The organism is Pseudomonas sp. 09C 129 (assembly GCF_002843625.1).
Taxonomy (GTDB): Bacteria; Pseudomonadota; Gammaproteobacteria; order Pseudomonadales; family Pseudomonadaceae; genus Aquipseudomonas; species Aquipseudomonas chlororaphis.
The window spans coordinates 1,959,535-1,983,348 of record NZ_CP025261.1 but is presented as its reverse complement, the minus strand read 5'-3'; the positions used below and the strand labels follow the sequence as shown (position 1 = coordinate 1,983,348).

21 protein-coding genes are annotated in these 23,814 nt (G+C 62.6%); 6 read left to right on the top strand and 15 right to left on the bottom strand.

Annotated features, from left to right (window positions below; all coding sequences use genetic code 11):
• Nucleotides 1-32: 32 nt before the first annotated feature.
• A complete protein-coding gene (locus tag CXQ81_RS09120; protein ID WP_101337046.1) occupies nucleotides 33-920 on the bottom strand; it encodes a DMT family transporter in 888 nt (295 codons plus the stop codon).
• Between the two features lie 162 nt (nucleotides 921-1,082).
• Complete coding sequence (gene emhR, locus CXQ81_RS09115; RefSeq protein ID WP_101337045.1) at nucleotides 1,083-1,715, bottom strand: efflux system transcriptional repressor EmhR; 633 nt, start codon at nucleotides 1,713-1,715, stop codon at nucleotides 1,083-1,085.
• Nucleotides 1,716-1,979: 264 nt separating this feature from the next.
• Between emhR and emhA the strand changes: the two genes are divergently transcribed.
• The 4 genes from emhA (at nucleotide 1,980) to CXQ81_RS09095 (ending at nucleotide 9,309) form a co-directional block, all read left to right on the top strand.
• Nucleotides 1,980-3,137, top strand: a complete 1,158-nt coding sequence (emhA, locus tag CXQ81_RS09110) for an efflux RND transporter periplasmic adaptor subunit EmhA (RefSeq protein ID WP_009047413.1) — start codon at nucleotides 1,980-1,982, stop codon at nucleotides 3,135-3,137.
• 3 nt (nucleotides 3,138-3,140) lie between these two features.
• Nucleotides 3,141-6,287 (top strand): efflux RND transporter permease subunit EmhB, encoded by a 3,147-nt coding sequence (emhB, locus tag CXQ81_RS09105; RefSeq protein ID WP_101337044.1) that lies wholly within the window; start codon nucleotides 3,141-3,143, stop codon nucleotides 6,285-6,287.
• Nucleotides 6,284-7,744: an AdeC/AdeK/OprM family multidrug efflux complex outer membrane factor gene (gene adeC, locus CXQ81_RS09100; protein WP_053259877.1), complete on the top strand. Its 1,461-nt coding sequence runs from the start codon at nucleotides 6,284-6,286 to the stop codon at nucleotides 7,742-7,744. Before emhB ends, adeC begins: the two co-directional genes overlap by 4 nt.
• Before the next feature lie 299 nt (nucleotides 7,745-8,043).
• Entirely contained in the window at nucleotides 8,044-9,309 is a 1,266-nt protein-coding gene (locus CXQ81_RS09095; RefSeq protein WP_101337043.1) for an OprD family porin, read from the top strand.
• A gap of 223 nt (nucleotides 9,310-9,532) precedes the next feature.
• Here CXQ81_RS09095 and pcaC read toward each other — a convergent pair whose 3' ends face one another.
• From pcaC to pcaR, 11 genes are all read right to left on the bottom strand, one after another.
• Nucleotides 9,533-9,925, bottom strand: coding sequence for a 4-carboxymuconolactone decarboxylase (gene pcaC, locus CXQ81_RS09090; RefSeq protein WP_007926582.1), 393 nt, complete (start codon nucleotides 9,923-9,925; stop codon nucleotides 9,533-9,535).
• Nucleotides 9,926-9,935: 10 nt separating this feature from the next.
• Complete coding sequence (pcaD, locus tag CXQ81_RS09085; RefSeq protein WP_101337042.1) at nucleotides 9,936-10,736, bottom strand: 3-oxoadipate enol-lactonase; 801 nt, start codon at nucleotides 10,734-10,736, stop codon at nucleotides 9,936-9,938.
• Nucleotides 10,737-10,747: 11 nt separating this feature from the next.
• Nucleotides 10,748-12,112 (bottom strand): 3-carboxy-cis,cis-muconate cycloisomerase, encoded by a 1,365-nt coding sequence (locus CXQ81_RS09080; RefSeq protein WP_101337041.1) that lies wholly within the window; start codon nucleotides 12,110-12,112, stop codon nucleotides 10,748-10,750.
• Nucleotides 12,113-12,159: 47 nt separating this feature from the next.
• A complete protein-coding gene (locus CXQ81_RS09075) occupies nucleotides 12,160-13,455 on the bottom strand; it encodes an MFS family transporter (protein WP_007926588.1) in 1,296 nt (431 codons plus the stop codon).
• 130 nt (nucleotides 13,456-13,585) lie between these two features.
• A complete protein-coding gene (pcaG, locus tag CXQ81_RS09070) occupies nucleotides 13,586-14,152 on the bottom strand; it encodes a protocatechuate 3,4-dioxygenase subunit alpha (protein WP_101337040.1) in 567 nt (188 codons plus the stop codon).
• A gap of 1 nt (nucleotide 14,153) precedes the next feature.
• The gene (gene pcaH / locus CXQ81_RS09065; protein ID WP_101337039.1) at nucleotides 14,154-14,858 is read right to left on the bottom strand and encodes a protocatechuate 3,4-dioxygenase subunit beta; all 705 of its coding nucleotides are present in this window, start codon (nucleotides 14,856-14,858) and stop codon (nucleotides 14,154-14,156) included.
• Between the two features lie 29 nt (nucleotides 14,859-14,887).
• Entirely contained in the window at nucleotides 14,888-16,093 is a 1,206-nt protein-coding gene (pcaF, locus tag CXQ81_RS09060) for a 3-oxoadipyl-CoA thiolase (RefSeq protein WP_178081096.1), read from the bottom strand.
• Nucleotides 16,090-16,872 carry a CoA-transferase subunit beta gene (locus tag CXQ81_RS09055; RefSeq protein ID WP_172833204.1) on the bottom strand — a complete coding sequence of 261 codons (783 nt, stop codon included), beginning with the start codon at nucleotides 16,870-16,872 and terminating at the stop codon, nucleotides 16,090-16,092. Before CXQ81_RS09055 ends, pcaF begins: the two co-directional genes overlap by 4 nt.
• Entirely contained in the window at nucleotides 16,869-17,726 is an 858-nt protein-coding gene (locus CXQ81_RS09050) for a CoA transferase subunit A (protein ID WP_009042497.1), read from the bottom strand. The genes CXQ81_RS09055 and CXQ81_RS09050 overlap by 4 nt, the downstream gene beginning before the upstream one ends.
• Nucleotides 17,727-18,038: 312 nt before the next feature.
• The gene (locus tag CXQ81_RS09045) at nucleotides 18,039-19,385 is read right to left on the bottom strand and encodes an MFS transporter (RefSeq protein ID WP_101337037.1); all 1,347 of its coding nucleotides are present in this window, start codon (nucleotides 19,383-19,385) and stop codon (nucleotides 18,039-18,041) included.
• A gap of 310 nt (nucleotides 19,386-19,695) precedes the next feature.
• Nucleotides 19,696-20,538, bottom strand: coding sequence for a pca regulon transcriptional regulator PcaR (gene pcaR / locus CXQ81_RS09040; RefSeq protein ID WP_007926599.1), 843 nt, complete (start codon nucleotides 20,536-20,538; stop codon nucleotides 19,696-19,698).
• Nucleotides 20,539-21,164: 626 nt separating this feature from the next.
• Between pcaR and CXQ81_RS09030 the strand changes: the two genes are divergently transcribed.
• Together CXQ81_RS09030 and CXQ81_RS09025 are read left to right on the top strand one after the other, a co-directional pair.
• Complete coding sequence (locus tag CXQ81_RS09030; protein ID WP_009042495.1) at nucleotides 21,165-21,365, top strand: hypothetical protein; 201 nt, start codon at nucleotides 21,165-21,167, stop codon at nucleotides 21,363-21,365.
• A gap of 353 nt (nucleotides 21,366-21,718) precedes the next feature.
• On the top strand, nucleotides 21,719-23,194 hold the full coding sequence (locus tag CXQ81_RS09025; protein WP_007926602.1) for an inorganic phosphate transporter: 1,476 nt from the start codon (nucleotides 21,719-21,721) through the stop codon (nucleotides 23,192-23,194).
• Between the two features lie 152 nt (nucleotides 23,195-23,346).
• Here the strand turns inward: CXQ81_RS09025 and ccoM are convergent, their stop codons facing one another.
• On the bottom strand, nucleotides 23,347-23,463 hold the full coding sequence (gene ccoM, locus CXQ81_RS31615) for a cytochrome c oxidase subunit CcoM (RefSeq protein ID WP_007926603.1): 117 nt from the start codon (nucleotides 23,461-23,463) through the stop codon (nucleotides 23,347-23,349).
• A gap of 145 nt (nucleotides 23,464-23,608) precedes the next feature.
• Nucleotides 23,609-23,767 (bottom strand): hypothetical protein, encoded by a 159-nt coding sequence (locus CXQ81_RS31185; RefSeq protein ID WP_023968072.1) that lies wholly within the window; start codon nucleotides 23,765-23,767, stop codon nucleotides 23,609-23,611.
• Nucleotides 23,768-23,814 lie beyond the last annotated feature (47 nt).

The following is a 23,814-nucleotide window of genomic DNA, read 5'->3' as shown; positions in this document are numbered from 1 at the left end:
TTCATGCACGTTCACCTGAAGGTGGGGCGCGATCAGCCGCGTTTGCGCTGGCCCCAGGCCACGGCCAGGCCGCTGAGGCAGATCACCGCGATCCCGACTATGGCGAAGCTGTCCGGGGTGTGATCGAAAATCAGGTAGCCGTACATGCCGGCGAACAGGATCTGCCCGTAGCTGAATGGCGCCAGCATCGCCGGCGCTGCATGGCGGAAAGCCTGGGTCAGCAACAGGTGGCCGAGCATGCCGCAGGTCCCTAGGCCGATCATGAACAGGGCATGCCCCAGGGTCGGCGTGCTCCAGAAGAACGGCAGCGCCGCGCTCATGATCAGGCTGTTGAGAATCCCGGTGAGGAAGTTGCTGGTGGTGGGGCTGTCGACACCGCTGAGCTTGCGGGTGAGTAACTGATAGAAGCCGAAACACAAGGCCGAGCACAGCGGCAGCAGGATCGCCGGGGTGAACAAGGCGCCGCCCGGACGAATCACGATCAATACCCCGACGAAACCGGCCAGCACCGCCAGCCACTGGCTGCGGGTCACCCGCTCGCCCAGCAGCGGTACGGACAAGGCGGTAACCAGCAAAGGCGCGAGGAAGTTGACCGCGGTGGCCTCGGCCAGGGGGATATAACGCAGGCCGGTGGTGAAAAACAGGCTGGTGCCGATCAGGCACAAGGCGCGCAACAGTTGCAGGCCCGGACGCTTGGTACGCACCACGGCGGAGAAACCGCTGCGCGGCACGAACACCACCAGCATCAACAGTGTGTGCACCACATACCGGGCCCAGACCACCATGACGATGGGATAGAACCCGGACAGGTATTTGGACAGGGTGTCATGACTGGCGAACAGCAAAACCGCCAGGCAAATCAGTGCTATACCTTTGACCGGTTGCTCGGTGCCCTTGTAAGCCGCGGTACTCACACTCATTCACATACTCGCAACAATTTCCCTACAAAATACGTAGCTCGCTATCTATCAAGATAAGGTCGGCACGTATATAAAGGCATCCCGGTGAGCCGTGACGAATGAAACATCGCGTTTTATAACGCGCAAACGTTGACATCTGCCGACGTAATTCCGCATTTTGTCTCAATTACGCAGGCTGGGACTCAGGCGCAGCATGTCCAATCCGGTATCGATCCAGCGCTCCGCTTCCTTATGGAGTTCGAAACTGTCCGGCGCCAACAGCCACTGATAAAGAATGCCATCAATATAGGCGTGGATGCTGATGGCCGCCCGGGCAGTATCGAGGTTCTCGGGCAGTTGTCCCCGCTTCACGGCATTGCGCAACCCCAGCTCGATATGCACGTTGCAATCCAGGCTGGCCGCGCGACGCTGGCGCCGCATGTCGCACATTTCATCGGTGATTTCGCACTTGTGAAACAAAATCTCATTAATGCGTCGGGTTTTCGGGTCCAGGGCAATTTGATGAAACAAATGAATCAGCAGCTTGCGCATGCACCCCAGCGGATCGACTTCTTCTTCGTCTTCACTGGCCCTGGCCATTTCATTCAGCGGCTCGCGCAAGGTATCGAGCATGGCCTGTACCAGATCCGCCTTGTTGCTGAAATGCCAGTAAATAGCTCCACGCGTGACACCGGCCAAAGTCGCGATATCGGCCAGGGTGGTACGCGCCACACCGCGCTCATAGAAGGCTTTTTCGGCCGCCTCGAGTATCTGTTTGCGGGTTTCTTGAGCTTCCTCTTTGGTACGACGGACCATGGCAGTAAACCTCGATCAGGATGTTTCAGCGATGCATGAAGCTCATCTGAATAAATATGGAACGGCATCTCGGGTGCCGTTTGCCCAGCCTACAATTCAACGTTTGCAACGGCTTTTGTAACCGAATGGGTACGCCGCCAAGGTATTTACAAACAACCATGAACGTAAGTATATTCCTTAGCAAGCTACTTATCCACTCAGCACCCGTTTTTTACCCTTCCACTTTTCGAGTGCGCATTTTGCGCGCCTGACCCGAGGATCTTCATGCAACTCAAGCCAGCTGTTACCGCTCTGGTCACTGCCGTCGCCCTGGCATCGCTGCTCAGCGGATGTAAAAAGGAAGAGGCGGCTCCCGCCCCACAAGCCCCTCAGGTCGGCGTAGTCACCCTGCAACCTCAAGCCTTTACCCTGACGTCCGAGCTTCCAGGGCGCACCACTGCGTTCCGGATCGCCGAAGTCCGTCCTCAGGTCAACGGCATCATTCTCAAGCGTCTGTTCAAGGAAGGCGGCGACGTCAAGGAAGGTCAGCAGCTCTATCAGATCGATCCGTCGGTCTATGAGTCGACCCTCAAGAGCGCCCAGGCCAACCTGCAATCGACCAAGTCGATCTCCGATCGCTACAAGCAGCTGGTCGACGAGCAAGCCGTAAGCCGCCAGGAATACGACACCGCCGTCGCCAACCGCCTGCAATCGGAAGCCGCGCTGCAGAGCGCCCAGATCGACCTGCGCTACACCAAGGTGCTGTCGCCGATCTCCGGGCGTATCGGCCGTTCTTCGGTCACTGAAGGCGCATTGGTCAGCAACGGTCAATCCGCCGCCATGGCAACCATCCAGCAGCTCGACCCGATCTACGTCGACGTCACCCAGTCGTCGGTGGAACTGCTCGAACTGCGCCGCGAGCTGGAAAGTGGTCGCCTGCAGAAGGCCGGCGACAACGCCGCCAAGGTCAAGCTGACCCTGGAAGACGGCAGCCAGTACAAGCTCGACGGCAAGCTGGAGTTCTCCGAAGTGTCGGTCGACGAAACCACCGGTTCCGTGACCCTGCGCGCGGTGTTCCCGAACCCGGAACACACCCTGCTGCCCGGCATGTTCGTGCATGCGCAACTGCAGGCCGGCGTGAATGCCGCGGCGATCCTCGCCCCGCAACAAGGCGTGACCCGCGACCTCAAGGGCACACCGACCGCCCTGGTGGTTGGTCCGGACAACAAGGTTGAACTGCGTCAGCTCAAGGCCAGCCGCACCGTCGGCAACCAGTGGCTGATCGAGGACGGCCTGAAGGCCGGTGATCGCCTGATCACCGAAGGGCTGCAATTCGTCCGACCTGGCGTCGAAGTCAAAGCCAGCGAAGCGACCAACGTTCCAGCCAAAAACCCGGCCACTGCACAGGCAACTGACAAAGCTGCAGGCGGCAAAGGGGAGTAAACCATGTCGAAATTTTTTATCGACCGTCCGATTTTCGCCTGGGTAATCGCCCTGGTGATCATGCTGGTCGGGGCTCTATCGATCCTCAAATTGCCGATCAACCAATACCCGAGCATCGCGCCTCCAGCGATCGCCATCTCCGTGACCTACCCAGGCGCTTCCGCACAGACCGTGCAGGACACCGTGGTCCAGGTCATCGAGCAGCAGCTCAACGGTATCGACAACCTGCGTTATGTGTCATCGGAAAGTAACTCCGACGGCAGCATGACCATTACCGCGACCTTCGAGCAGGGCACCAACTCGGACACCGCGCAGGTCCAGGTACAGAACAAGCTGAACCTGGCCACCCCGCTGCTGCCGCAAGAAGTGCAGCAACAGGGTATCCGCGTGACCAAGGCGGTGAAGAACTTCCTGTTGGTGATCGGTGTGGTTTCCGAGGACGGCAGCATGTCCAAGGACGACCTGTCGAACTACATCGTGTCCAACATGCAGGACCCGATCTCGCGGACCGCGGGCGTGGGTGACTTCCAGGTGTTCGGCGCCCAGTACGCCATGCGTATCTGGCTCGACCCGGCCAAGCTGAACAACTTCAACCTGACTCCGGTCGACGTGAAAACCGCCGTGGCGGCGCAGAACGTCCAGGTGTCGTCCGGCCAGATCGGTGGTTTGCCAGCCCTGCCAGGCCAGCAACTGAACGCCACCATCATCGGCAAGACCCGCCTGCAGACTGCCGAGCAGTTCAAGGCGATCCTGCTGAAGGTCAACGCGGACGGCTCGCAAGTGCGTCTGGGCGATGTCGCGGATGTGGCCCTGGGGGGTGAAAACTACTCCGTCAGTGCCCAGTTCAACGGTGCCCCGGCTTCCGGCCTGGCCGTGAAACTGGCCAACGGCGCCAACGCCCTGGACACCGCCAAGGCCCTGCGCAAGACCATCAGCGACCTGGAGCCGTTCTTCCCGGAAGGGATGAAAGTGGTATTCCCGTACGACACCACCCCGGTGGTGACCGAGTCGATCAAGGGTGTGGTTGAAACCCTGGTCGAAGCGATCGTGCTGGTGTTCCTGGTGATGTTCCTGTTCCTGCAGAACTTCCGCGCCACTGTCATCACCACCATGACCGTTCCGGTGGTGTTGCTGGGTACCTTCGGTATCCTTGCGGCCGCCGGCTTCAGCATCAACACCCTGACCATGTTCGGCATGGTGCTGGCCATCGGCTTGCTGGTGGACGACGCCATCGTCGTGGTGGAAAACGTCGAGCGGGTAATGGCCGAGGAAGGCCTGTCCCCCAAGGAAGCGACCAAGAAGTCCATGGGCCAGATCCAGGGCGCCCTGGTCGGCATTGCCCTGGTGCTGTCGGCGGTACTGCTGCCAATGGCGTTCTTCAGCGGTTCCACCGGTGTGATCTACAAGCAGTTCTCGATCACCGTGGTCTCGGCCATGGCCCTGTCGGTACTGGTTGCCCTGATCTTCACCCCGGCCCTGTGCGCCACCATGCTCAAGGCCATTCCCCACGGCGAACACGCCGCGCCGAAACGCGGCTTCTTCGGCTGGTTCAACCGTACCTTCGACCGCAGCGTCAAAAGCTACGAGCGTGGCGTGGGCAACATCCTGCGGCACAAGGCGCCTTATCTGCTGGCCTACGCGCTGATCGTGGTCGGCATGATCTGGCTGTTCGCCCGCATCCCGACTGCGTTCCTTCCGGAAGAAGACCAGGGCGTACTGTTCGCCCAGGTACAGACCCCGGCCGGCTCCAGTTCCGAGCGAACCCAGGTGGTAGTCGATGAAATGCGCGCCTACCTGCTGGACAAGGAAAAGGACACCGTGGCCTCGGTCTTCACCGTGAACGGCTTCAACTTCGCCGGTCGTGGCCAGAGCTCGGGCATGGCGTTCATCATGCTCAAGCCGTGGGACGAACGCTCCGTGGAAAACAGCGTGTTCAACCTGGCCGCCCGTGCCCAGCAGCACTTCTTCAGCTTCCGTGACGCGATGGTGTTCGCCTTCGCCCCGCCGGCGGTACTGGAGTTGGGTAACGCCACCGGTTTCGACGTGTTCCTGCAGGACCGCGCCGGTATCGGCCACGAGAAACTGATGGAAGCGCGCAACCAGTTCCTCGGCATGGCGGCGCAAAGCAAGATCCTGTCCCAGGTGCGTCCGAACGGCCTGAACGACGAGCCGCAGTACCAGCTGGAAATCGATGACGAGAAGGCCAGCGCCCTGGGCGTGACCATCTCCGACATCAACAACACCTTGTCGATTGCCCTGGGCAGTAGCTACGTCAACGACTTCATCGACCGCGGTCGGGTGAAGAAGGTGTACATCCAGGGTCAGCCTAACGCTCGCATGAGCCCCGAGGACCTGAAGAAGTGGTACGTGCGCAACAGCGCCGGGACCATGGTGCCGTTCGCCTCCTTCGCCAAGGGCACGTGGATCTACGGTTCGCCGAAACTGGCCCGTTACAACGGCGTGGAAGCGGTGGAAGTCCTGGGTGCCCCAGCACCGGGCTACAGTACCGGTGAAGCCATGGCCGAAGTCGAAGCCATCGCCAAGAAGCTGCCGGCCGGTGTCGGTATCTCCTGGACCGGTCTGTCCTACGAGGAACGTCTGTCGGGCTCGCAGGCACCTGCGCTGTACGCCTTGTCGCTGCTGATGGTGTTCCTGTGTCTGGCGGCGCTGTATGAAAGCTGGTCGATTCCGATCGCGGTCATGCTGGTGGTGCCGCTGGGGATCATCGGTGCGCTGATGGCAACCAGCCTGCGCGGCCTGTCCAACGACGTGTACTTCCAGGTGGGGCTGTTGGTGACCATCGGCCTGGCGGCGAAAAACGCCATTCTGATCGTCGAGTTCGCCAAGGAACTGCACGAAGAGGGCCGCAGCCTGGTGGACGCGGCGATCGAAGCCTGCCGCATGCGTCTGCGTCCGATCGTCATGACCTCCCTGGCCTTCGTGCTCGGTGTGGTACCGCTGGCCATCTCCACCGGCGCCGGCTCGGGTAGCCAGCATGCGATCGGTACAGGGGTGATTGGCGGTATGCTCACCGCGACTGTCCTGGCGATATTCTGGGTACCTTTGTTCTTCGTCACCGTGTCGTCGATGAGCCGCCGCAAGGCAATCGAAGCGCAACCTACCGAAACTCCTGAAGAGGCTGGCCAATGAGCAAGTCGCTACTCTCCCTCGCAATCACCGCCGCCGTGCTGAGTGGTTGCTCGCTGATACCGGATTATCAGCAGCCGCAAGCGCCGGTCGCGGCGCAATACCCGCAAGGGCCGGCCTATTCGCCTGCGGAGGCTGCCAACCAGGCAGCCGCCGAACAGGGCTGGCGGCAGTTCTTCCATGACCCTGCCCTGCAGCAGCTGATCCAGACCGCGCTGGTGAACAACCGTGACCTGCGGGTCGCGGCGCTGAACATCGACGCTTACGCCGCGCAGTACCAGATCCAGCGCGCGGATCTGTTCCCGGCGATCTCGGCCAACGGCAGCGGCAGCCGTCAACGCACCCCGGCACGGCTGTCGCAGACCGGTGAAGCGGCCATCTCCAGCCAGTACTCGGCAACCCTGGGTGTCAGCGCTTATGAGCTGGACCTGTTCGGTCGCGTTCGCAGCTTGAGCGAGCAGGCCTTGCAGACCTACTTCTCCAGCGAAGAAGCCCGGCGCAGCACGCAGATCAGCCTGGTGGCCAGTGTGGCCAACGCCTACCTGACCTGGCAGGCCGACAAGGAACTGCTCAAGCTGACCCAGGACACCCTGGCGGCCTACGAGGAGAGCTACCGCCTGACCTCGCGCAGCAACGAAGTTGGCGTGGCCTCGGCCCTGGACCTGAGCCAGGCGCGGACCTCGGTGGAAAACGCCCGGGTGCAACTGGCGCGTTATACCCGCCAGGTGGCCCAGGACGAAAACAGCCTGACCCTGCTGCTGGGTACCTCGATCCCGGCCAACCTGCCGAGCCCGCAGCCATTGTCGGCCGACCTGCTCAGCGAGTTGCCCGCCGGCCTGCCGTCGGAACTGCTGCAACGCCGTCCAGACATCCTCGCCGCCGAGCACAACCTGAAAGCCGCCAACGCCAGTATTGGCGCGGCACGCGCGGCGTTCTTCCCGAGTATCAGCCTGACCGCCAATGCCGGGACCTTGAGCCCGGATATGGGCGGCCTGTTCAAGGGCGGCTCGGGCACCTGGTCGTTCGCGCCGCAGATCAATATCCCGATCTTCAACGCCGGCAGCCTGCGCGCCAGCCTGGATTACTCGAAAATCCAGAAAGACATCAACGTCGCGCAGTACGAGAAGTCCATCCAGACCGCCTTCCAGGAAGTCTCCGATGGCCTGGCCGCACGCCAGACCTACAACCAGCAGTTGCAGGCCCAGCGTGACTTCGTCAATGCCAACCAGGATTACTACCGCCTGGCCGAGCGTCGCTACCGCATCGGTGTCGACAGCAACCTGACCTTCCTCGACGCTCAGCGCTCGCTGTTCAGCGCGCAGCAAGCGTTGATCACCGACCGGCTTGCGCAGCTGACCAGCGAGGTCAACCTGTACAAGGCCCTGGGCGGCGGTTGGAACGAGCAAGGTTCGCAGCAAGCGGAAGTGAGCAAAGAGGCACCGCCACTGAAGCTGTTCTGAGTGCATGACGCTTGAAAAAAACCCACCTTGCGGTGGGTTTTTTTATGGGCCGCAGACCGCCGTCACTTGTGTTCGTTAATCGCCCAAAACCCGCCAAGGCCAATTGAACAGGGCCGTTGATCCAACGCACCATTCCCCGCACCTACAAAAACCAATAACAACAGGTTCGTCATCATGACCCCGCGCCCTGCCCGCTCCGGCTGATTCCGTTCCCTCCACCCTCCCGGTTTCAACCTTGTCTGCAACCTGACGTTGCGGCAGCGCCCAGCCTCACCCCTAACAATTAGAGAGCCCGATCCATGAAGCCATCCACTCGCACTCCCTATTCACTGCTGCCCAGCCTGCTGGCTGTCAGCATCGCCAGCACGGCCCTGCCGGTCATGGCCGCGGAGTCCGGCTTTCTCGAAGACACCAAGGTCAACCTGAACCTGCGCAACTTCTACATCAACCGCAACTTCACCAACCCGGGCAAGGCCCAGGGCAAGGCTGAAGAATGGACGCAGAGCTTCATCCTCGACGCCAAGTCCGGCTTCACCCAGGGCACCGTCGGGTTCGGCATGGACGTGCTGGGGCTGTATTCGTTGAAGCTCGATGGCGGCAAGGGCACCGGCGGTACCCAGTTATTGCCGCTGGATCACGACGGGCGCCCGGCCGACCACTTCGGCCGCACGGGCGTGGCATTCAAGGCCCGCCTGTCGCAGACCGAGCTCAAGGTCGGCGAATGGATGCCGGTGCTGCCGATCCTGCGCTCGGACGACGGTCGCTCCCTGCCCCAGACCTTCCGCGGCGGCCAGGTCACCTCGAAGGAAATCGACGGCCTGACCCTCTACGGCGGCCAGTTCCGCGCCAACAGCCCGCGTGACGACAGCAGCATGAGCGACATGTCGATGACCGGCAAAGCGGCCTTCACCTCCGACCGCTTCAACTTCCAGGGCGGCGAATACAGCTTCAACGACAAGCGCACCCAGGTCGGGGTGTGGAACGCCCAGCTCAAGGACATCTACAGCCAGCAATACCTCAACCTGATCCACAGCCAGCCGCTGGGCGACTGGACCCTGGGCGCCAACATCGGCTTCTTCTACGGCAAGGAAGATGGCAGCGCTCGCGCCGGCGACCTGGACAACAAGACCTGGTCGGGCCTGTTCTCGGCCAAGTACGGCGGCCACACCTTCTACGTCGGCCTGCAGAAGCTCACCGGCGACAACGCCTGGATGCGCGTCAACGGCACCAGCGGCGGCACCCTGGCCAACGACAGCTACAACGCCAGCTACGACAACGCCCAGGAAAGATCCTGGCAGCTGCGTCATGACTACAACTTCGTCGCGGTCGGCATCCCCGGCCTGACCCTGATGAACCGCTACATCAAGGGCGACAACGTGCACACCGGCACCATCACCGACGGCAAGGAATGGGGACGCGAGAGCGAGCTGGCCTACACCGTGCAAAGCGGCACGCTCAAGAACCTCAACGTCAAATGGCGCAACTCGACCATGCGCCGCGACTTCAGCACCAACGAGTTCGACGAGAACCGCCTGATCATCAGCTACCCGATCAGCCTGCTGTAAGCCCACTCGCTCGCCCACACCAAAAACAAGGCCAGCCCCGTTCCCCGGGGCTGGCCTTGTTTTTGTAGGAGCGAAGCTTGCTCGCGATGATCGTCGACGATGGCGCGTATTGACGGGCTGAACGCGGCACCCTCAGGTTCATCGCGAGCAAGCTCGCTCCTACAGGGCAAACGCAGCGGCGCCGAGTTGCTCGGCGCCGCGTTTGTTTATAGGTCGTGGGTTATCAGCCGCGGGATTCGACGCCCAGTTCGTCCCACACCGACTCGGCGAGGTGGAAGGTCGCGTTGGCCGCCGGAATGCCGCAGTAGATCGCGCTCTGCATGATCACTTCCTTGATCTCGGCGCGGCTCACGCCATTGTTCGCGGCGGCGCGCAGGTGCAGCTTGAGCTCTTCGTTGCGGTTCATGCCGATCAGCATGGCGATGGTGATCAGGCTGCGGGTATGGCGCGGCAGGCCCGGACGCGTCCAGATATCGCCCCAGGCATGCCGGGTGATCATTTCCTGGAACTCCGAGTTGAACTCGGTCAGGGTGCTCAGGCTGCGATCGACATGGGCATCGCCCAGCACCGCGCGACGCACTTGCATGCCTTCGGCGTAACGTTGTTTCTCGTCCACGGGGGGCTCCTTAAATACGCTGGTCGGCCAGCAAAAATGCCACGACCCGCTCGCTGAACGCAGCGCCAGCCTGGACGTTGGACAGGTGCGCCGCATGGAACTCGGCGTATTCGGCGCCGCGCACGCGCTCCTGGATAAAGTGCCCGCCCGCGGGCGGCGTGACCGCGTCTTCAGTTCCGGACACCACCAGGGTCGGCGCCTCGATCGCCGACAATTGATCACGGAAATCCGCATCGCGCACCGCCGCGCAGTTGGCGGCATAACCCTCGGGCGAGGTGGCCGCCAGCATGTCGGTGATCAGCTTGGCCTGGTCCGGGTGCGCCGCGGCGAAGTCCGGGGTGAACCAGCGGGCGATCGAGGCATCGCGCAATGCGACCATGGCCGCCTGGCCATCGCGCAGCACGGTTTCGATGCGTGGATTCCATACCGACGGGTCGCCGATCTTCGCCGCGGTGTTGCATACCACCAGTTTGTTCAGGCGCTCGCCGGCATTGATACCCAGCCACTGGCCGATCAACCCGCCCATGGACAGGCCGCAGAAATGCGCGCGCTGGATATGCAGCGCGTCCAGTAGCGCCAGCACATCGTGCCCCAACTGCTCGATGCTGTAGGGGCCCTCGGTGACCAGGGATTTGCCGTGGCCACGAGTGTCGAAACGCAGCACCCGGAAGTGCTTGGTAAAGATCGGAATCTGGATGTCCCACATGTGCAGGTCGGTACCCAGGGAGTTGGACAGGACCAGCACCGGCGCATCGGCCGGGCCGTCCAGTTGGTAATGCAGTTCGCCATCGGCGAGTTGTACGAATCCCACGGCAGTCTCCTTCAGGCGTTCAAAGCTAAATGTTCGGCCACGGCGCGCTCGACCCAGGCGTGCGCCTGGCCGAGGTAATGCGCCGGGTCCAGCAGGCGATCCAGTTCCGCCGCCGACAGCTCGGCGGTCACTTGCGGCTCGTCCCCCAGCACCGCGCGCAGATGCCGCTGTTCGGCCACCGCGCGCTTGCAGCATTGCTCCAGCAGATGGTGCGCGGTCTCGCGGCCCAGGCGCTGGGCCAGAGCGATGCTCACGGCTTCCGCCAGCACCAGCCCCTGGGTCAGGTCGAGGTTCCTGGCCATACGCGCGGCGTCGACTTCCAGCCCATCGGCCACCAGCAGCGCCTGTTGCAAGGCGCCGGACACCAGGCAGCAGATCTCCGGCAGGGTTTCCCATTCGGCGTGCCACAGGCCCAGGCTGCGTTCGTGCTCCTGGGGCATGGCGCTGAACATCGTCGCCAGCAGCCCGGGAACCCGGGTCGCCGCGCCGATCAACACCGCCGCGCCCACCGGGTTGCGCTTGTGCGGCATGGTCGAGGAGCCGCCCTTGCCCGGCGCCGACGGCTCGAAGACTTCCACCGCCTCGGTCTGCATCAGCAGGCTGATGTCACGGCCGAGCTTGCCGAGGCTGCCGGCGATCAGGCCGAGTACCGAGGCGAACTCCACCAGCCGGTCGCGCTGGGTGTGCCAGGGCTGTTCCGGCAGGTTCAGTTGCAACTCCTCGGCCAGAGCCTGGGCAATCGGCAGGGCCTGCTCGCCCAGGGCCGCGAGGGTGCCGGAGGCCCCGCCGAACTGCAGCACCAGCAGGCGTGGCTTGAGTTGCGCCAGACGCTCGCGGCTGCGGGTCAGCGCCCCCAGCCAGCCGGCGATCTTCATGCCGAGAGTGACCGGCGTGGCATGTTGCAGCCAGGTGCGGCCGGCCATGGGGGTGGTGGCATAGCGCTGGGCCTGCGCGGCCAGGATGCCGCCCAGGCGCGCCAGGTCGTTGTCGATCAGGTTCAGCGCCTGCCGCACTTGCAGGACCAGCCCACTGTCCATCACATCCTGGCTGGTGGCGCCCAGGTGCACATAACGCTCGGCGCTGGCGTCGCTCTTGGCGATCTGTTTGCCCAGGGCCTTGACCAGTGGAATCGCCGAGTTGCCCGCCGTGGCGATAGCCTGGCCCAAGGCGGAAAAATCATAGAGCCCGGCCCGGCAGGCCGCCTCGATCGGCGCCACCGCAGCGGCCGGGATCACCCCGACCCGGGCCTCGGCCCGGGCCAGCGCGGCCTCGAAGTCGAGCATTGCCTGGACCCGCCCCTGGTCGCAGAACACCGCGCGCATATCGCGGGTGGTGAAGTAGGCATCGAACAGTTGGTTGCTCGCCGGTGTGCTCATAAACAATCCTTTGGGGCGTGCGTCCGCGACGGACGCACGCGGACAGGTCACAGATCGTGGTGCAGGTACGCCGCCTGCTTCGGCAGGCGCAGGCTGAACAGGAAGGCAATCGCCATCATCGCCGTCACGTACCAGTAGAAGGTGTTTTCCATGCCCAGGGATTTCAGGCCCAGGGCCACGTATTCCGCCGAACCGCCAAACAGCGCATTGGCCACCGCATAGGCCAGGCCGACCCCCAGCGCCCGCACTTGCGGCGGGAACATCTCGGCCTTTACCAGGCCGCTGATGGAGGTGTAGAAACTGACGATCGCCAGGGCCAGGGTGATCAGCACGAAGGCCAGGAACGGGCTGGTGATGGTTTTCAGGGTCAGCAGGATAGGCACGGTGCACAGCGTGCCCAGCGCGCCGAACCAGAGCATCGAGTTACGCCGGCCGATCTTGTCCGCCAGCATGCCGAACAGCGGCTGCATGCACATATAGAGAAACAGAGCGCCGGTCATGATGTAACTGGCGGTCTTGGCGTGCATGCCGGCGGTGTTCACCAGGTATTTCTGCATATAGGTGGTGAAGGTGTAGAAAATCAGCGAGCCGCCGGCGGTGTAGCCCAGCACGGTGACAAAGGCCTTCGAGTGATGCTTGAACAGCGCGGCCACGCTGCCGGCGTCCTTGTCTTCACGCATTTCCTTGCTGGTGGTTTCTTTCAGCGAGCGCCGCAGCAGCAGGGAGATAAGGGCCGCAATGGCGCCGATCACGAACGGAATCCGCCAGCCCCAGGCCTTGAGCTGCGCCTCGTCGAGAAACTGTTGCAGGATCACCACCACCAGCACCGCCAGCAATTGCCCGCCGATCAGGGTCACGTACTGGAAGGACGCGAAGAACCCGCGCTGGCCCTTGAGTGCGACTTCACTCATGTAGGTCGCGGTGGTGCCGTACTCACCGCCCACCGACAGGCCCTGGAACAACCGCGCCATCAACAGCAACGCCGGCGCCCAGGCGCCGATGCTGGCGTAGGTCGGCAGGAAAGCGATGACCAAGGAGCCGGCGCACATCATCAGCACCGAAATCATCATGGAATTCTTGCGCCCGTGCTTGTCGGCCACTCGGCCGAACAGCCAGCCGCCGATAGGACGCATCAGGAACCCGGCGGCGAACACGCCGGCGGTATTGAGCAGTTGCACCGTGGGGTCGTCGGAGGGGAAAAACGCCGGGGCGAAATAGATCGCGCAGAAGGCGTAGACGTAGAAGTCGAACCATTCGACCAGGTTGCCGGAGGAAGCACCGACGATCGCGAAGATCCTCTTGCTGCGCTCCTCGGTCGTGTAGTGACTGGTTAACGTTGTCATGGCTTTTCACTCTTTGGGGACGTGGTGAGTCTAGACATACTTTGTAACAGTCCCGTTCCGCAAGACGACCTTGGGGGGAGCGACCGGTTCAGCCTTATCGCGAACCAGCCCGCACTCCCCCCAGGCACACTCAATAATCGAAGAACACCGTTTCCGCGTCGGTACCCTGCAGGATCACGTTCCACTGGTAGTGGCCCGGTGCATCCGCCTTGGCCAGCAAGGTGGCGCGACGCTCTTCAGGCACGCAGGCCAGCAGCGAGTCGGTGGCGTTGGCCGGCTCGCCGTCGAAGTAGATACGGGTCAGCAGGTGCTTGACCAGGCCTCGGGCAAATACCAGTACCACCAGGTGCGGCGCCTGGGTCGAGCCTTTCAGGCCAGGTACGGTACCCGGCTTGATGGTGGTGAAGCGGAAACGCCCTTCTCCATCCACCGGCACCCGGCCGAAGCCCTGGAAGTTCGGGTCCAGGGCCTTGGCCTGATCGTCTTCCGGGTGGTCGTACTTGCCGAGCGCGTTGGCCTGCCAGATTTCCAGCATGGCGTCGTTGACGAAATCGCCGTTGCCGTCCACCACCTGGCCGCTGATCGCCACCCGCTCGCCGAGGGTCTCGGCCCGGGTCAGGTCTTCGCGGTTCAGCCAGGTCAGGCCGATGTGGTAGTACGGGCCGACGGTGTGGGATGTGGTCGCAGTCAGCGTCATCTTATTTCTCCATCGGCGTGGCATCGCGGCCGCGCAAGACGATGTCCCAACGGTAGCCGAGGGCGTAGGACGGAATGGTTTTCTCCAGGTCGAAGCTGGCGATCAGGCGTTCCTTGGCGCGGGTGTCCGGCACGCAGTTGTAGATCGGGTCGTAGGCCAGCAGCGGGTCGCCGGGGAAGTACATCTGGGTCACCAGGCGCGTGAGGATGCTCGGGCCGAACAGCGAGAAGTGGATATGCGCCGGACGCCAGGCGTTGTGGTGGTTACCCCAGGGGTAGGCACCGGGCTTGATGGTCTGGAACTGGTACCAGCCATCGGCATCGGTGACGGTGCGCCCGGTGCCGGTGAAATTCGGGTCCAGCGATGCGTCGTGCAGGTCGCGGTCGTGGTTGTAGCGACCGGCGGCGTTGGCCTGCCAGATCTCCACCAGGATCCCCGGCACCGGCAGGCCGTTCTCGTCCAGCACCCGGCCGTGGATGATGATGCGTTCGCCCTGGGGCTCGCCGGCATGCTGGGCAGTCAGGTCGTTGTCCTTGTCCTGCAGGTAATCGGCGCCGATGGTCGGGCCGGTGATTTCCGACAGCGAATGGGGCAGGAACACCAGCGGCTTGGACGGCGAGCGGGTGTTGGTGGATTTGTAGGCCGGGTGCAGGTAATCAGGCTGAGTACCTGGTTGCGGGCGCCGGTAACCGGGCTTGTCGGTCATGCTCGTTCCTCGTTCTTATAAGAAGCGCGTCAGACGCGCTCGATGGCCAATGCCAGGCCCTGGCCGACACCCACGCACATGGTCGCCAGGCCTTTTTTGCCACCGGTCTTTTCCAGGTGGTGCAGCGCGGTCAATACCAGGCGCGCGCCGCTCATGCCCAGCGGATGGCCGAGGGCGATGGCGCCGCCGTTGGGGTTGACCTGTGGCGCGTCGTCCGCCAGGCCCAGTTCGCGCAATACTGCCAGGCCCTGGCTGGCGAAGGCTTCGTTGAGTTCGATCACATCGAAATCGCTGACCGCCACGCCCAGGCGCTCGGTCAACTTGCGCACCGCCGGCACCGGGCCGATGCCCATCACCCGTGGCGCCACGCCGGCGCTGGCCATGCCCAGCACCCGGGCACGGGCGGTCAGGCCGTGCTTTTTCACCGCCTCGGCCGACGCCAGGATCAGCGCCGCCGCCCCGTCGTTGACGCCCGAGGCGTTGCCGGCGGTGACGGTCTTGTCCGGGCCGTTGACCGGCTTGAGTTTGCTCAGGGTTTCCAGCGAGGTATCGGCCCGCGGGTGCTCGTCCTGCTCGATAACGGTCTCGCCCTTCTTGTGGACGATACGCACCGGAACGATTTCCTCGGCGAAGAACCCGGCGGCCTGCGCCGCGGCGGTGCGCTGCTGGCTGCGCAGGGCGAACGCATCCTGGTCGGCACGCGACACCTGATAATCGTCGGCGACGTTGTCGGCGGTCTGCGGCATCGCATCCACGCCGTACTGAGCCTTCATCAGCGGGTTGATGAAGCGCCAGCCGATGGTGGTGTCTTCCAGCTTCATGTTGCGCGAAAAGGCGGTGTCGGCCTTGCCCATGACAAAGGGCGCGCGGGACATCGACTCGACGCCGCCAGCGATGGCCAGCTCCATCTCGCCACTGGCGATGGCGCGGAAGGCGGTGCCGATGGCATCCATGCCCGAAGCGCACAGGCGGTTGAGGGTCACGCCCGGAATGGTGTCCGGCAGCCCGGCCAGCAGCAGCGCCATGCGCGCCACGTTTCGATTGTCTTCGCCGGCCTGGTTGGCGCAGCCGAGGAACACCTCGTCCACCGCGCGCCAGTCCACCGACGGGTTGCGCTCGATCAGCGCCTTGATCGGCGCGGCGGCCAGATCGTCGGCCCGCACCGTCGACAAACCGCCACCAAAGCGGCCGATGGGGGTACGAATGGCGTCACAGATAAACACTTCGCGCATCAGGCTTCTCCCGGGGTTTGGCCATGGGCCGCGGCGGTGCGGGCTTCCAGGTCACGCAGGGCGGTCAGCTCGATCTCGGTCGGGGCGGCGGTTTCCGCCACCTGGTCGGCGAAACGGATCGCCCAGCCAGTGGCGGCGACCACCTGCTCGCGGGTCACGCCCGGGTGCAGCGAGGTCACCACGAATTCATGGGTGCCGGCTTCCGGCTCCATGATGCACAGGTCGGTGATGATCCCCACCGGCCCGGCCCCTGGCAGGCCCAGGCGCTTGCGCGAGTCGCCGCCTTCGCCGTGACCGACCGAGGTGATGAAGTCGAGTTTGTCGACAAAGGAACGCGACGACTGCTTGAGGATGATCAGCACGCTCTTGGCCGAGCCGGCGATCTCCGGCGCACCGCCGGCGCCCGGCAGGCGGACTTTCGGCTGGTGGTAATCGCCGACCACCGTGGTGTTGATGTTGCCGAAACGGTCGACCTGGGCGGCGCCGAGGAAACCGACGTCGATCCGCCCGCCTTGCAGCCAGTAGCGGAAGATCTCGCCGGTCGGTACCACGGTGTCCGCGGTCTCGGCCAGCTCGCCGTCACCGATGGACAGCGGCAGCACGCTGGGCTTGGCGCCGATCGGGCCGGATTCGTAGATCAGCACCACGTCCGGCGACGAGGTCAGGCGCGCCAGGTTGGCGGCCTTGGACGGCAGGCCGATCCCGACAAAACACACCGAGCCGTTCTGCAGGCGGCGGGCGGCGGCAACGGTCATCATTTCATTGGTGGAGTAAGTCATTATTTGGCCCCCGTTGCTGCGGCCAGCTTGGCCTGGAATTCGCTGAAGTCAGCACTGCCGCGGATGTATTCGTTGATCCAGGCGGTGAAGGTTTCACGGTCGCGGGCGATCGGGTCCCAGGCCTGGTAGAAGATGTTGTCGCGCTCGGTATAGCCGTGGGCGTAGGACGGATGGGCGCCGCCCGGCACATGGCAGACCGCGCTCAGGGCCCAGGTCGGCAGCACGCAGGCGTTCATCGGGGCGTTCAGGTCGTCGACGATTTCTTCCACGGTGACGATGCAGCGCTTGGCGGCCAGGGCGGCTTCCTTCTGTACGCCAAGAATGCCCCACAACAGCACGTTGCCCTTGCGGTCGGCTTTCTGCGCATGGATCACGGTGACGTCAGGACGTACCGATGGCACCGCCGCCAGCACTTCACCGGTGAACGGGCAGGTCACGCTCTTGATCAGCGGGTTGACCTTCGGCAGGTCGGAACCGGCATAAGCGCGCAAGACCGCGAATGGCAGGCCCGAGGCGCCCGCCACGTAGGCATTGGCCAGGTCGGCGTGGCTGTGTTCTTCGATTTCCAGGGGGTGCGGCCATTGCTTCTCGACCGCATCCCGCAGGCGATGCAGGGAGCCGACGCCCGGGTTGCCGCCCCAGGAGAAAATCAGCTTGCGGGCACAACCGGCACCGATCAACTGGTCGTAGATCAGGTCAGGGGTCATCCGTACCAGGGTCAGGTCTTTTTTGCCCTGGCGAATGATTTCATGACCCGCGGCCGTGGGGATCAGGTGGGTGAAGCCTTCGAGCGCGACGGTATCGCCGTCGTTGACGAACTGCTTCACCGCGTCGTGCAGCGAAAGGATTTCAGCCATGGGGGATCTCCCGATTGTTATTGAGCGACTGGAAGAAAAAGGCGCCGAAGGATGCGCCGGAGTGACTGAAGATTAAGCCGAGGGAAAAACCCAAACAATCCGATAATCGACTGAGCGTTCGTTTATCGAACAGATTGTTGTCTGACTATCGATTGTGCTGTGGCCGCTGCCGCAGGCTGCGATCGACCCGGGCCGCGTTCGGAGAACGGTCGCGAAGATCTCAGGATCGCTGAAGGCCTTCGGCCTTATCGCAGCCTGCGGCAGTGGCTACAGGTATTCAGCGCTCCCTTGAGGAGCGCCTTGCTGATTCGATCAGGTCGCATCCGCATGGCTGACCATGCCCTTGATCACCACCGCCGTGGTCGCCAGCGCGGCCGGGATCACCAGCGCGGTCAGCACTTGCTCGAAATTCCAGCCCAGCCCCAGCAGCGTGGCGCCCATCCAGGCCCCGAGGATCGCCCCGAAGCGACCGATGCCAAGCATCCACGACACGCCGGTGGCGCGGCCCTGGGTCGGATAGAAGCGCGCGGCCAGGGATGGCATCGCCGATTGCGCACCGTTGACGCACATGCCGGCGATCAGCACCAGGGTCGCCAGCAAGGTGATGTTACCCAGGCTTTGCCCGACCGCGTAGGCGAAGACCCCGGCCAGCAGGTAGAAGGTGCCGATGACCTTGTGCGGGTTGAAGCGGTCCATGGCCCAGCCCACCGCCACGGCGCTGAGTACCCCGCCGAACTGGAACAGCGCACCGATAAAGGCCGCCTGCTCCATGCTCGCGCCGCTGTCGCGCATCAGGGTCGGCAGCCAGCTGGTCAGCAGGTACACGATCACCAGCCCCATGAAATAGGTCAGCCACAACAGCAAGGTACCGACGCTGTAGGTCCCGGAGAAAATCACCGCAAACACGTTGCGCGCCTTCACCGTCTTCTGTTCCGGCACACTGAAGCTCGCGGCCTGGCCGACCGTGCCCGGCTCGATGGGCGCCAGGGCCCTGCGCACCTTGTCGGTGCCACGATTGCGCACCACCAGGTAACGCGCCGACTCCGGCAGCCAGACCAGCAGCACCACTGCCAGGATCAACGGCAAAATCCCGCCGATCAGCAACAGGCTGTGCCAGCCAAATGCCGGGATCAGCTTGGCGGAAATGAAACCGCCGCCGGCCATGCCCAGGTTGAAACCACAGAACATGCTGGTCACCAGCAACGACTTGTGGCGCTCGGGGGTGTATTCGGACAGCAGCGTGGTGGCATTCGGCATGCCGGCGCCCAGGCCCAGGCCGGTAAGGAAACGCAGCACCAGCAACTGGTCGACATTACTGCTGTAGGCCGACGCCAGGCTGAAGGCACCGAACAGCAGCACCGCCCCCACCAGCACCACTTTGCGCCCGAAGCGGTCAGCCAGCGGGCCGGAGCCCAGCGCCCCGAAGACCATGCCGATCAGCGCGGCGCTCATCACCGGGCCGAGGCTGGCGCGGTCGATACCCCAATCCTGGGACAGCGCCGGCGCAATGAAGCCCATGGCCGCGGTATCGAGGCCATCGAGGAAGACAATCAGGAAACACAGGATCACCACCCGCCACTGATAGCGCGACAGCGGCTGGGCATTGATAAAGGACTGCACATCGAGGCAGTTCCCTACAGCGGATTGAGGCTGGTTCATTATTTTTATTCCACGCGAAAAACGCAGGCGCACAGGTGCCAGCCAGAGCTGGTCGGTTCAGATCGAAAAGGGTCTTGCGGGATCAGGCCGTCGGCAGGCGAAGGCAGAATAGAGGAGCGCGGCTGGGCGCGCGGGCGATGCTCATGGGGGGTTGGCCTCTTCATTATTATGGGGGCGTCACGCGGCCATTGCAGAGGCGGTGCTCCAGTGGCCGGATGACGCTGCCGCGACATTAATGAGGCAAGGGAAAGAGCGTCAATTCAGCAAGCGCGTATCTGTGCGTTTATCGAACAGCTTAAGCAGGCAGCCCTCAAGCGAACAATTGGGCGCTGAGGTCGCGACTGGCGCTGAGCAGGCCCGGCAAGAAGCGCTGCTCCAGCTCGGCGCGGCTGACGCGGCCGGCATGGGTACTGACGTTGAGCGCAGCCAGTACCTGGCCCGAAGCGTCGTACACCGGTACGGCGATCGAGCGCAGGCCTTGTTCCAGTTCCTGATCGACGATGCACCAGCCCTGCTGCCGGACCTGTTGCAGGCATTCGAGCAGCGCCTGCGGCGTGTGCAGGGTACGGCTGGTCTTGGCTTGCAGGTCGGCATGGTCGAGGTATTCGCGCAACGAGGCGTCATCCAGCGCCGCCAGCAGGATCCGCCCCATGGATGTGCAGTAGGCCGGCAGGCGCCCACCCACCGAGAGATCGACCGAGATCAGGCGCTGGGTGGTGGCCGAACGGGCGATGTACAGAATGTCGTCGCCTTCCAGGGTGGCCATGTTGCAGGCTTCGTGCAGTTGCTCGCTCATGCGGTCCAGGTAAGGCTGGGCCGATACCGCCAGCGGTGTGGAAGACAGATAGGCATGCCCCAGCGTCAGCACCTTGGGCAGCAACGAATAGGTGCGGCCATCGGTGGTGGCGTAACCGAGCTTGATCAAGGTATGCAGGCAGCGGCGCACGGCGGCACGGGGAATCTCCGTACGGTGGCTGATCTGGGCGATGGTCAGATGGCGCTTGCGCTCCTGAAAGGCCTGGACCACCGCCAGGCCGCGAGCCAGAGAGGTCATGAAATCCGGATCACCCGTCAGCGCCTGAATCCGCTTGGCCGGCGAAGCGACAATCGGCGGCGCGGCGGAAGCGAAGGAATTACGCAATTGATCGTTCATTTCAGGTTCTCTGCGACGGAAGTCCGGCTTATTACAAGCCGTACTGGAGAGGATGCACAAGCCTGCACGGCCAACATTGGGCGATTATCGAACCATCGACCGATAATCGCAATCCATCGCGATAAATGCCTGCCAGGCGATGTGCCGCTTTTTCGTCGCCAATAAAACTCTTCCGCATTAGTCCAGGCAACTTGTCAGGCCTTGTTACAGAACTGCTCTCGTCATCCGGATTAAAACTTTCGTGTAACAAAACCCTGATATCAAGTTGATGATTTTTAACTTATTGCCGATAGAGTTATTCATGGCCGCCGCTATAATGAGCAAAGTGATCACCGACGCTTTTCTGCGTCCGGCAGCATCATCAGGCTGCGTAGAGTAAATGACGCCTCCTGCAGCAAGCGCTTGACGCTCATCTCAATATGCCCGGCCAATGCGTTTGCAAAAAAGTAACTGTTGCTACGACAGCTGTTCTTGTCCGGTGGCGTGGCCGCATGCAACAAGAAGCGGTTTGGCGAGCCCCATCGCAATCCTGGCTCCTTTAATCGAGCCGAGTACGAGGCGGTTTGATAAACCCGATCTAGGCAATGCGTATCATCGGGATAATCTCAACTCAGTTAGGTAACACTGTGACGAAAGACGAACTGCGCGCGGAACTTGAGCGCCAGGAACAACGTTACAAGGAAGTTTACGGAGGCGAAGTCACCACCTACGCCGCCCAGCCTGAACCGGAACGCAAACCCTGGCGCAAGCGCGCCAGCGTTCTCGACCAGGCCTTCACCCAAGAACTGCAAAAGATGGAAAAAGAGCTCAAGGCAGACCAGCCGTGACGCTGTTCGCCTGAAACTTTCGCACGGCTCGATGCCCTTGCAGATAAAGGTCGATCGCAAGGTCGGCCTGGCATCCGCCGTGTTGCAGCGAATGGCCCCAAAGGGCTCAAAAAGTGTCATGGCACTGAAATTTCATACAAACGTTTGAGACGTTTGGCCCAGCGTTGTGCCCCTGGCCATAAGGATGAGCCCCAGTAAAATCAATGGCTTGCCCATGCCCCGAAAAAAGGCATGGCCATTGGCCTGCCTCCGGCTTTTTCGTTGAAGAATGTTACCAACCAGCACCTAGTGCATCGATTACCAGGGTTTTCTGGCATAATCGCGCCCCCTTATGACCGGGTCAGAAAACCTTCATGATCGATTTATTCAGCGGACTGGATGCTTGGGTGCTTGTGAGCCTCTTGCTCGCCCTGGCTTTTGTCCTCGCCTACGAGTTCATCAACGGCTTTCATGACACCGCAAATGCGGTTGCCACTGTTATCTACACCAAAGCCATGCCGCCGCACCTGGCCGTATTCTTTTCCGGTGTATTCAATTTCCTCGGCGTGCTGCTGGGCGGTGTCGGCGTGGCCTATGCCATCGTCCATCTGCTGCCGGTCGAGCTGCTGATCAATGTCAACACCGGTCACGGCCTGGCCATGGTCTTCTCGTTGCTGGCCGCGGCCATCACCTGGAACCTGGGCACCTGGTACTTCGGTATTCCCGCCTCCAGCTCCCACACCCTGATCGGTTCGATCCTCGGTGTCGGCCTGGCCAATGCCCTGCTCAACGACATCCCGCTGGGCGATGGCGTGAACTGGCAGAAGGCGATCGATATCGGTGCTTCCCTGGTGTTCTCGCCCATGGCCGGCTTCCTGATTGCCGCCCTGGTGCTGATCGGCCTGAAGTGGTGGCGCCCGATCTCGAAGATGCACAAGACCCCGGAACAACGTCGCAAGGTCGACGACAAGAAACACCCGCCCTTCTGGAATCGCCTGGTGCTGGTGATCTCGGCCATGGCCGTGAGCTTCGTGCACGGTTCCAACGACGGCCAGAAAGGCATCGGCCTGATCATGCTGGTACTGATCGGTATCGTGCCCGCGCAGTTCGTGCTCGACCTGAACAGCACCACCTATCAGATCGAGCGTACCCGCGACGCCACCCTGCACCTGAGCCAGTTCTATCAGCGTAACGAGGACTCCCTGGGCGAGTTCCTGGCCCTGGGCAAAAGCGTGAAAGACGACCTGCCAGGCAAGTTCCGCTGCAACCCGCAGCAGACCGAACCGACCATCGCCGCGCTGCTGGGCACCCTCAAGGGTGTCGCCGACTATCACTCGCTGCCGGCCGAAAGCCGTATCGAAGTGCGTCGCTACCTGCTCTGCCTGGATGACACCGCGAAGAAAGTCGGCAAGCTGCCGCACCTCGCGGCCCGTGAAAAGGCTGACCTGGACAAGTTGCGCAAAGACCTGACCGCCACCACCGAGTACGCGCCGTTCTGGGTGATCCTGGCCGTGGCCCTGGCCCTCGGCCTGGGGACCATGATCGGCTGGAAACGTGTGGTACAGACCATCGGCGAGAAGATCGGCAAGCAAGGCATGACCTATGCCCAGGGCATGTCGGCGCAGATCACCGCCGCCGGCCTGATCGGCATGGCCAATATCTTCAGCCTGCCGGTATCGACCACCCACGTGCTGTCGTCGGGCGTGGCGGGAACCATGGTCGCCAACAAAAGCGGCCTGCAAAGCGGCACCATACGCACCATCCTGCTGGCCTGGGTGCTGACCCTGCCGGCAACCGTGGCGCTGTCGGCCGGTCTGTTCTGGCTGGCCTCGAAAGCCCTCGGGACCTGATTCGTTCAGTCCGCGACAAAAAAGGTGCGCCCCTCGGGTCGCACCTTTTTTTGTGCCTGAAATAAATGAGGGCTTTGCCACAAAACACACAGGCAAAAAAAAGGGCAACCGAAGTTGCCCAAAATGCCTTGCGTGCTCGTTACCGGAAAGACTTAAGGTTTTTTGCGTTTATGCGCATCTTTCCAGATGAAAAATCCAAACCCGGCGAAAAACAGAACCATGAGGCCGACAGTCAGCACTCCGGCGATCACCACATTGTCGAAAAACATGACTGGCCTCCTGCTCTTGCCCTGTTGCGATGGGGCTAAGTTAACCAAAGAGGCGGCGGGGAAAATTGACCGGGGTCAATGGTCGCCCAAGACAGGACGACAGGGAGGGGAAATAACTGACTTACATCAACAGATCGCGCCCGGTTCAGCGCTTTTTCGGCTTTTTCGGTTTCTTCTTCGGTTTGCCCAGGGGCATTGCCTGCTCGAATGCCTGGCGCACTTCGTTCAGGCGCTTTTCCTTCAAGTCATGCACACGCTTGGCACGTTCGGCGTTCAGGTCGATCAGGTTGTCGTCTTGGCTCATGGCGTTGGCTTGCATCGTTCAGGTCTATGTCGACCGGAGCCTCTATA

Coding starts and splice junctions, on each gene's coding strand:
- adeC (WP_053259877.1), top strand. CDS start 6,284: ATGAGCAAGTCGCTACTCTCCCTCGCAATCACCGCCGCCGTGCTGAGT.
- emhR (WP_101337045.1), bottom strand. CDS start 1,715: ATGGTCCGTCGTACCAAAGAGGAAGCTCAAGAAACCCGCAAACAGATA.
- emhA (WP_009047413.1), top strand. CDS start 1,980: ATGCAACTCAAGCCAGCTGTTACCGCTCTGGTCACTGCCGTCGCCCTG.
- CXQ81_RS31185 (WP_023968072.1), bottom strand. CDS start 23,767: ATGAGCCAAGACGACAACCTGATCGACCTGAACGCCGAACGTGCCAAG.
- CXQ81_RS09025 (WP_007926602.1), top strand. CDS start 21,719: ATGATCGATTTATTCAGCGGACTGGATGCTTGGGTGCTTGTGAGCCTC.
- pcaH (WP_101337039.1), bottom strand. CDS start 14,858: ATGACCGACAAGCCCGGTTACCGGCGCCCGCAACCAGGTACTCAGCCT.
- pcaR (WP_007926599.1), bottom strand. CDS start 20,538: ATGAACGATCAATTGCGTAATTCCTTCGCTTCCGCCGCGCCGCCGATT.
- CXQ81_RS09120 (WP_101337046.1), bottom strand. CDS start 920: ATGAGTGTGAGTACCGCGGCTTACAAGGGCACCGAGCAACCGGTCAAA.
- CXQ81_RS09075 (WP_007926588.1), bottom strand. CDS start 13,455: ATGACAACGTTAACCAGTCACTACACGACCGAGGAGCGCAGCAAGAGG.
- emhB (WP_101337044.1), top strand. CDS start 3,141: ATGTCGAAATTTTTTATCGACCGTCCGATTTTCGCCTGGGTAATCGCC.
- ccoM (WP_007926603.1), bottom strand. CDS start 23,463: ATGTTTTTCGACAATGTGGTGATCGCCGGAGTGCTGACTGTCGGCCTC.
- CXQ81_RS09045 (WP_101337037.1), bottom strand. CDS start 19,385: ATGAACCAGCCTCAATCCGCTGTAGGGAACTGCCTCGATGTGCAGTCC.
- CXQ81_RS09050 (WP_009042497.1), bottom strand. CDS start 17,726: ATGGCTGAAATCCTTTCGCTGCACGACGCGGTGAAGCAGTTCGTCAAC.
- pcaG (WP_101337040.1), bottom strand. CDS start 14,152: ATGACGCTGACTGCGACCACATCCCACACCGTCGGCCCGTACTACCAC.
- CXQ81_RS09080 (WP_101337041.1), bottom strand. CDS start 12,112: ATGAGCACACCGGCGAGCAACCAACTGTTCGATGCCTACTTCACCACC.
- CXQ81_RS09095 (WP_101337043.1), top strand. CDS start 8,044: ATGAAGCCATCCACTCGCACTCCCTATTCACTGCTGCCCAGCCTGCTG.